The 6,336-nt window shown below is 68.2% G+C and carries 7 protein-coding genes; all 7 read right to left on the minus strand.

The annotated features are described in order from the left end of the window. Positions 1-105: 105 nt before the first annotated feature. Entirely contained in the window at positions 106-555 is a 450-nt protein-coding gene (locus JOZ00_RS23560; RefSeq protein WP_293348880.1) for a thioesterase family protein, read from the minus strand. 2 nt (positions 556-557) lie between these two features. Then, positions 558-1,865, minus strand: a complete 1,308-nt coding sequence (locus JOZ00_RS23565; RefSeq protein ID WP_293348883.1) for a hydroxyacid-oxoacid transhydrogenase — start codon at positions 1,863-1,865, stop codon at positions 558-560. A 90-nt stretch (positions 1,866-1,955) separates the two neighbouring features. Then, positions 1,956-2,909, minus strand: a complete 954-nt coding sequence (locus tag JOZ00_RS23570; RefSeq protein WP_293348886.1) for an alpha/beta hydrolase — start codon at positions 2,907-2,909, stop codon at positions 1,956-1,958. Next, complete coding sequence (locus tag JOZ00_RS23575) at positions 2,906-4,429, minus strand: NAD(P)/FAD-dependent oxidoreductase (protein ID WP_293348889.1); 1,524 nt, start codon at positions 4,427-4,429, stop codon at positions 2,906-2,908. Before JOZ00_RS23575 ends, JOZ00_RS23570 begins: the two co-directional genes overlap by 4 nt. Next, positions 4,411-5,139, minus strand: a complete 729-nt coding sequence (locus JOZ00_RS23580) for an SDR family oxidoreductase (protein ID WP_293348892.1) — start codon at positions 5,137-5,139, stop codon at positions 4,411-4,413. Before JOZ00_RS23580 ends, JOZ00_RS23575 begins: the two co-directional genes overlap by 19 nt. Then, the gene (locus JOZ00_RS23585; RefSeq protein WP_293348895.1) at positions 5,136-5,531 is read right to left on the minus strand and encodes a nuclear transport factor 2 family protein; all 396 of its coding nucleotides are present in this window, start codon (positions 5,529-5,531) and stop codon (positions 5,136-5,138) included. Before JOZ00_RS23585 ends, JOZ00_RS23580 begins: the two co-directional genes overlap by 4 nt. Further along, on the minus strand, positions 5,528-6,280 hold the full coding sequence (locus JOZ00_RS23590; RefSeq protein ID WP_293348898.1) for an aldolase/citrate lyase family protein: 753 nt from the start codon (positions 6,278-6,280) through the stop codon (positions 5,528-5,530). The genes JOZ00_RS23585 and JOZ00_RS23590 overlap by 4 nt, the downstream gene beginning before the upstream one ends. Between the last annotated feature and the right edge of the window lie 56 nt (positions 6,281-6,336).

Consider the following 6,336-nt stretch of genomic DNA (forward strand, 5'->3'; position numbering starts at 1 on the left):
GACCGAGGCGGCGTCGGCGTCGACCTCGACAGTCTTGCTCAGAACGGGCATTGCCGAAGCATAGCCGGGCACGCGAAAGTCACGGCGCCGGGCGATATCTCGGGCCTAGGCGTCGACGGTCGCGGTCGACAGCAGGGAACGGATGGCGTCGGGAATCGGCACCGCCTTGCGGGTGGTCCGATCGACATAGACGTGCACCCAGTGCCCCAGCGCGGTGATCGGCGCGTGGTCTTTCGAGCGGAAGACGCCGAGCTGGTAGGTGACGCTGCTGCGGCCGAGCCGCGTCACCGCGAGCCCGATCACGAGACCCTCCGGAAAATGCAGTTCGGAGAAGTAGCGGCATCCAGACTCGGCGACGATGCCCAACGCGGGGGCGGCGAGCGGGTCCAGGCCGGTGCTGGTGTTGATCCAGGCGTTGATCGCGGTGTCGAACAGTTGGTAGTAGACCGCGTTGTTGAGGTGCCCGAACATATCGTTGTCGGCCCACCTGGTGTCCACCGGCCACAGCACGGGGAAGTCGTCGCTCGTGAGCTCGACCTGCGGTTGTCCAGCCATGGCTACCAGTAACGCATCGCTTGCCGGAAAAGGTCCGCGAGCACGGGCTTGCTCATCTCGCGCGGGGCGTTCTGCAGGAGGCGCTGCTGAGGGTGGGCGCCCTCGGTCAGGGCGGCCACGTCGTCGTCGGTGTAGCCCACCCCGCCGAGGCCGTTCGGCATGCCGACGGCCCGCATGATGCGGATGAGTTCGCTCGCCAACACCTCGCCCGCGTCCTTCGCGTCGGCGCCCCGTGTCTCGGCGCCGAGCAGCCGGGCCCCCTCCAGGTGGCGCTCCGGGCTGACCTGCGCGGTGTACCGGAACGACGACGGCGCGTTGAGGATGACGGCCATGCCGTGCGGCACGAGCGGCTCGTCGGCGGGATAGCCCGAGGGGCGAAAGTCGCGCACCAGCCCGGCCACCGCGTACGCCATGCCGTGGGGTGCGTGCACACCTGCGTTGCCGAACGCGATGCCGGCAAGCGTTGCGGCCCACATCATCTGCTCGCGGGCCTCCCCGTCGGAGGCGTCGCTCACCGCACGCTCCAGGTACTGCCCCAGCAGGCGCAACGCCTCGCGGCACCCCAGATCGCTCCACGGATTGGCCCCCTGGCTCATCGGTCGCTTGCTGGGCCGGTCCGGCGCGCGTCGCTGGACGTAGGGCCGCGCGGTGTAGGACTCCAACGCGTGCGAGAGCACATCGAGGCCGGCGGCGGCGACGACCTCCGCGGGCAGACTCGCGGTGCAGTCGGGATCGACGAGCGCCTCGGTCGGGCGTAGCGCGTGGGACGCGATGCCCGTCTTCGCCGACATCGCCACATAGTCAAAGATCGTGATGCCGGTGACCTCGCTGCCGGTGCCCGCGGTGGTGGGGCACGCGATGTGCGGCTTGAGCGGGCCGGGTACGGGTTTGCCCTCGCCGACCGGCGCGTTGACGTAGGCCGGGAAGTCGGCGGGATAGGTGGTGTAGAGGTTGGCGGCCTTGCACGTGTCGATGACGGAGCCGCCGCCCAACGATATGTAGCCATCGGGATTCAGCTCTTGGGCGAACCCCGCCCCCTGTTGGAAGGAGGCGTCGGTGGGCTCGACATGGACGTCGGTATAGGTGACGACGTCCAGGCCGGCAGCGACGAGCGACTCGTGCGTCTTGGCGAAGACGGGCAATTCGGAGACGCGGGCGTCGGAGAACAGCGCCACCCGCCGCATCCCGAGAGCGCGCGCCCGGTCGCCCACCTCGCCCAGGCAGCCGCGCCCGAAGGTCACCCGCGACGAGTCGACGGTGAACGCTCCGTCACAGTCCTCAGCAGCAATCGGGACATCGCAGCACGCCATACGTCCTCCTGAGGTCATTGCGCTCGGCTGAGTCACACCTTTACCGCCAAGGCAACCACAACCGCGGTCTGAAATCTGCTAGCGGATGCGCTAGCAATTTTTCAGCGACATCAATCCTTCGCCGAACACCCTCGACAGGGCCTGACCCTGTAGCGCAAACAATCGCTCGGAGGCCGGCAGGTCGGGCAGCAGCGAGTCGAAGCCATGGCAGGTATGCGCGAATACGTGCAGTTCGGTCGAGACCCCGGCGCGCAGCAGCGAGAGGGCGTATTCAACGGCTTCGTCGCGAAAGGGGTCGACCTCGGCGCAGGTGATCAAAGCCGGTGGCAGCCCGGCGAATTGCTGTCGCCGCGCAGGCACCGCCTCCGCCGACGGGATCCGCGAGCCCAGGTAATACCCCCACATCAGTTCCGCCGCCTCGGCGTCGAACGAGGGGCTGGTCGCGAACTCCTTCTTCGAAGCGCTTTCCCGGTCGTCGAGCACGGGCTGGTGCAGCAACTGAAACACGACCGGCGGCAGCGACCCGTCGGCGGCGCCCTGCGCCAGCCGGGCGGCCAGAGCGCCGCCGGCGCTGCTGCCCGCGACGGCCAGCCGTGCCGGATCCACGCCGAGGTCTGCGGCCGTGTCGGCGACCCAAGCAAGAACCGCGCTCGCATCCTCCAGCGGGGCCGGATACGGGTGCTCGGGCGAGAGCCGATAGTCCACCGACACCACCGTGCAGCAGCCGCGGTGCGCGAGCTCTATGCACTGACGGTGGTCCGTGTCCAGGTTTCCCAATGCGAAACCGCCTGCATGGCAGTAGATTACGGCAGGCGCAGGCTCGCCCGGGCGCCCGCCGCGATATATCCGGACTCCGACGCCGCCAGGCGCGTGGTCATCGTTGACCTCGACGCCTTGGGCATCGGTTTGTTGGGCCGCGGCGCGACGCCGCTCGTTGAACGGTTCGCGCATCAGGTGGATCGCGTCCAGCGAGAAGTCGGTCCGGATGGTCGCGATCGCGCGCAGCGCGGGGTCGAGCCGCTCGAAACCGTCCAGGTCCGTCATCGACGGCCCCTGTGCACCGCCGTGTACACCTCAGGCGCCGGCACGGCCGGCGCCTCGAATCGGAAGTCGGCCGGCTTGAACCTGCGAGTCATCTCCCAAAAGGTACGCGCGCTGCGTGGCCACTGCGTGACAACGCGTCCGTTCGGGGCGCGAAAGTAGTTGCTGCACTGCGTGGTCCACACCGTGCCGACCATCCATCGGTCGATCTTGGCGACAAAGTCGGCCAGCGCGGAAGGTCGCACCCCGACGTAGGCTTTGCCCTTGCGCCGCAGGTATTTCAGCGCCCGCACGATGTAGCGCGCCTGCGCTTCGAGGATGAAGATCACGCTATTGGACCCGACGTTGGTGTTCGGGCCGTACAGCATGAAGAAGTTCGGGAACCCCGGCACGGCCATGCCCAGATACGCGTGCGCCCCGTCGCGCCAGACCTCCCGCAGCGCGATCCCGTCCTCGCCGATGACGTCCAGTTCCGCGAGGTAGTCGGCCGCGGCGTAGCCGGTCGCACACACCACCACGTCGACGTCGCGCTCGGTGCCGTCCTCGGTGACCAGCGAGTGCGCCCGCAGATAGCGGGCCGGGCTGGTCAACACCTCGACGTTGGGCTGGGTGAGTGCGGGCAGGAAATCCGACGAGAACACCAGCCGCTTGCAGCCCATCGGGTGGTCCGGGGTGAGCTTGCGCCGCAATTCCTCATCGGCGACGGTCTTTTCGAGCAGGCCAAGCGCGAGGGCGGTGAAGTCCTCGGTCTTTTCGCTGCCATGCTCGATCACCGAGATGTTGGCCTCGCTGCGCAGCCAGAGCCGCGTCCGGTACAGCTTCTTGGCGAACGGCACGTGCGCGAAGATCCAGCGCTCCCGCCGCGTGTAGTGCCGGTCCGGTTTGGGCAGTATCCAGGTCGGCGATCGTTGCACCGAATACACCTTGTCGGCCACCTTGGCCAGCTCCGGCAGCAGCTGCGACGCCGTCGAACCGGTGCCCAGCACCGCAACTCGCTTGCCGTCGAGGGGAATCGAATGGTCCCATCGCGACGAGTGCATCACCGTCCCGGTGAACGGCTCCTGTTCCACCAGTTCGGGCAGCAGCGGCCGGGTGAACAGGCCCACCGCCGACACGACGACGTTGAAATGCTGCCGTTCACCGGTCGCGGTCGTCAGGCACCACAGCTGCGTGTCGGGGTCCCAACGGGCCGAGCGGATCTCGGTGCGCAGCCGCAGATGTGTTCGCAGGCCGTACTTGTCGGCGCAGCGCTGGAAGTAGGCGAGGATCTCGGGCTGCGCCGACCAGAGTCGCGACCAGTTCGCGTTCAGGTCGAACGAGAACGAGTAGAGGTGCGACTTGACGTCGCACGCCAGTCCCGGATAGGTATTGATCCGCCAGGTTCCCCCGACGTCGTCCTCGCGATCGAAAATCGTGAAGTCGCGAAACCCGGCTTGCGTCAACAGAATTCCGAGGGCCAGGCCGCCTGGGCCGGCGCCGATGATGCCGACCGACAGTTGGGCGTTCATGGGATCTGCAGGCATTGCCCACCATCGACGACGAGTTCCGAGCCGGTGACGAACGACGCTTCCGGCGACACCAGGAAGGCAACCGCGTCGGCGACTTCGCCCGGCCGGCCGATCCTCCCGAACATCGAGGTGGCCGACAGCCGTGTCTGTGTCGCCTCATCGAGCATCGAGGTCGCGATCGGCCCGGGGAACACGGCGTTGACCCTGATGCCCGACGGCGTGAGCTCGGCGGCGGCCGTCTGGGTCAGTCCCCGCAACGCCCACTTCGACGATCCGTAGGCGGCGTGCTGCGGGAACGGGCGGACCGCCCCGGTGCTGCAGATGTTGACGATCGAGGCGTGCTGCGCTGCGCGCAGCCGCTCCAGCGTTGCGCGCATACCGAGAAACGCGCCCAGACAGTTGACGCGCCAAGAGTTTTCGAAGCCTTCGGGCGTCTCGTCGGCCAGCGACGCCCGGTGCAGCACGCCGGCGCAATTGACCAGCGTGCTCAGCGCCCCGAGCCGGTCGACCACGCGCGCGACGACCTCATCCCACTGCCCCGCCGAGGTGACATCGAGTTCGACGGCGATCACGTCGTCGTCACCCAGTTCGTCGACCGTCGCGGCGAGCTCGTCGGTCCGCCGATCACAGGCGGCCACCGAAAAGCCGTCCGCACGCAGCCTTTTGACAATGGCCCAGCCCTGTCCGCCGGCGGCCCCGGTTACCACCGCGACGCGTTCGCTCATGAAGGATCCTCGGGGCTGTCAGCCAGTCCGGCGCTGGTGATGAATCGGCAGCGACGGCGGGCGAAGCGCCAGTGCCCGTCGATGCGGGCCAGCTCGTCGTCGTACAGGGCGGGCCGCAGCACGAAGTCACCGCTGCGGACGAACAGCACCTGCGATCGCGCCGTGGCGACGTCTCCGTCGACGTCGATCTGCGACACCCCCGTCAGGTGTAGTCCGCGCGCCGCCGCCCGGAACATTCCGCCGATGCCCTCATGGCCCGCGAACGTCTTTCCGTAGACCAGGAATTCACCGTCAGGTGCGAACAGGTCGACGCACTGATCGACGTCGCCGGCGTCCAGCGCGAGCGCATACCCGGCGATCAGCTCACGGATCTGCGCCTGATTGTCGCTCACCGGCCGGTCGCCTCACGTAGGTGTTCGGCCGCGCCGCGGCGCAGCGCCTGCGATTCGGCCGCGAGGGTGATCATCTGAAACCCGAGCTGCGCCATGGCATGCCCCGTCTTGCCTTCGCTCGCGTGGATCGCGGTGATCAGCCCGGCTTCGGTGGCTACCCGATGAACCCGCACGATCGCATCCAAGACATCCTGATGCCTGGTCGCCCCGATGGGATTCGTTCCCATCGAGAGGGCCAGATCGGCGGGGCCGATGTATATCCCGGCGAGGCCGTCGACCGCGCAGATCTCGGTCAGATTCGTCAGCGCAGCTGCCGTTTCGATCATCGCGAACACGCTGACCCGCGACTCGTGGGTGACCGGGTCGAGACCCAGTCCGGCGCTTAGCGGGCCGAAGCTGCGGATGCCCGCGGGCGCGTAGCGGGTGGCGGCCACGGCCGCGGCGGCCTGGTCGGCCGACTCGATCATCGCGATGATGACCGCGTCCGCGCCGGCGTCCAGCACCCGGCCGATGGGTGCGGGATCAGCGTTGGGTAGCCGCACCGCGGTGCCGATGTCCACGTTGTCCAGGCGTCGCAGGATGCCGGCGATGTCGGCGTCGTCGAGGTAGCTGTGCTGGGCATCAAAGCCGACGTAATCGTAACCGGCCCTGGCGAATTCCTCGGGACCGATCAGCGTCGGGCCGGTGATCCAGCCACCCCAGATCGGGGGTCCTTTGTCCAGCGCCGTCCGCAGCCTGCTCACGGTCATCCCGCGATCGCGATCTTCACGCGCTCGGCGACGGGCCGGCTGGCCAGGTCGAACGC

The sequence above is a fragment of the Mycobacterium sp. genome, assembly GCF_019243155.1.
Taxonomy (GTDB): Bacteria; Actinomycetota; Actinomycetes; order Mycobacteriales; family Mycobacteriaceae; genus Mycobacterium.

Excerpts from the sequence above, each read along its gene's own strand:
- JOZ00_RS23560 (WP_293348880.1), bottom strand. The coding sequence starts at position 555 with ATGGCTGGACAACCGCAGGTCGAGCTCACGAGCGACGACTTCCCCGTG.
- JOZ00_RS23565 (WP_293348883.1), bottom strand. The coding sequence starts at position 1,865 with ATGGCGTGCTGCGATGTCCCGATTGCTGCTGAGGACTGTGACGGAGCG.
- JOZ00_RS23570 (WP_293348886.1), bottom strand. The coding sequence starts at position 2,909 with ATGACGGACCTGGACGGTTTCGAGCGGCTCGACCCCGCGCTGCGCGCG.
- JOZ00_RS23575 (WP_293348889.1), bottom strand. The coding sequence starts at position 4,429 with ATGCCTGCAGATCCCATGAACGCCCAACTGTCGGTCGGCATCATCGGC.
- JOZ00_RS23580 (WP_293348892.1), bottom strand. The coding sequence starts at position 5,139 with ATGAGCGAACGCGTCGCGGTGGTAACCGGGGCCGCCGGCGGACAGGGC.
- JOZ00_RS23590 (WP_293348898.1), bottom strand. The coding sequence starts at position 6,280 with ATGACCGTGAGCAGGCTGCGGACGGCGCTGGACAAAGGACCCCCGATC.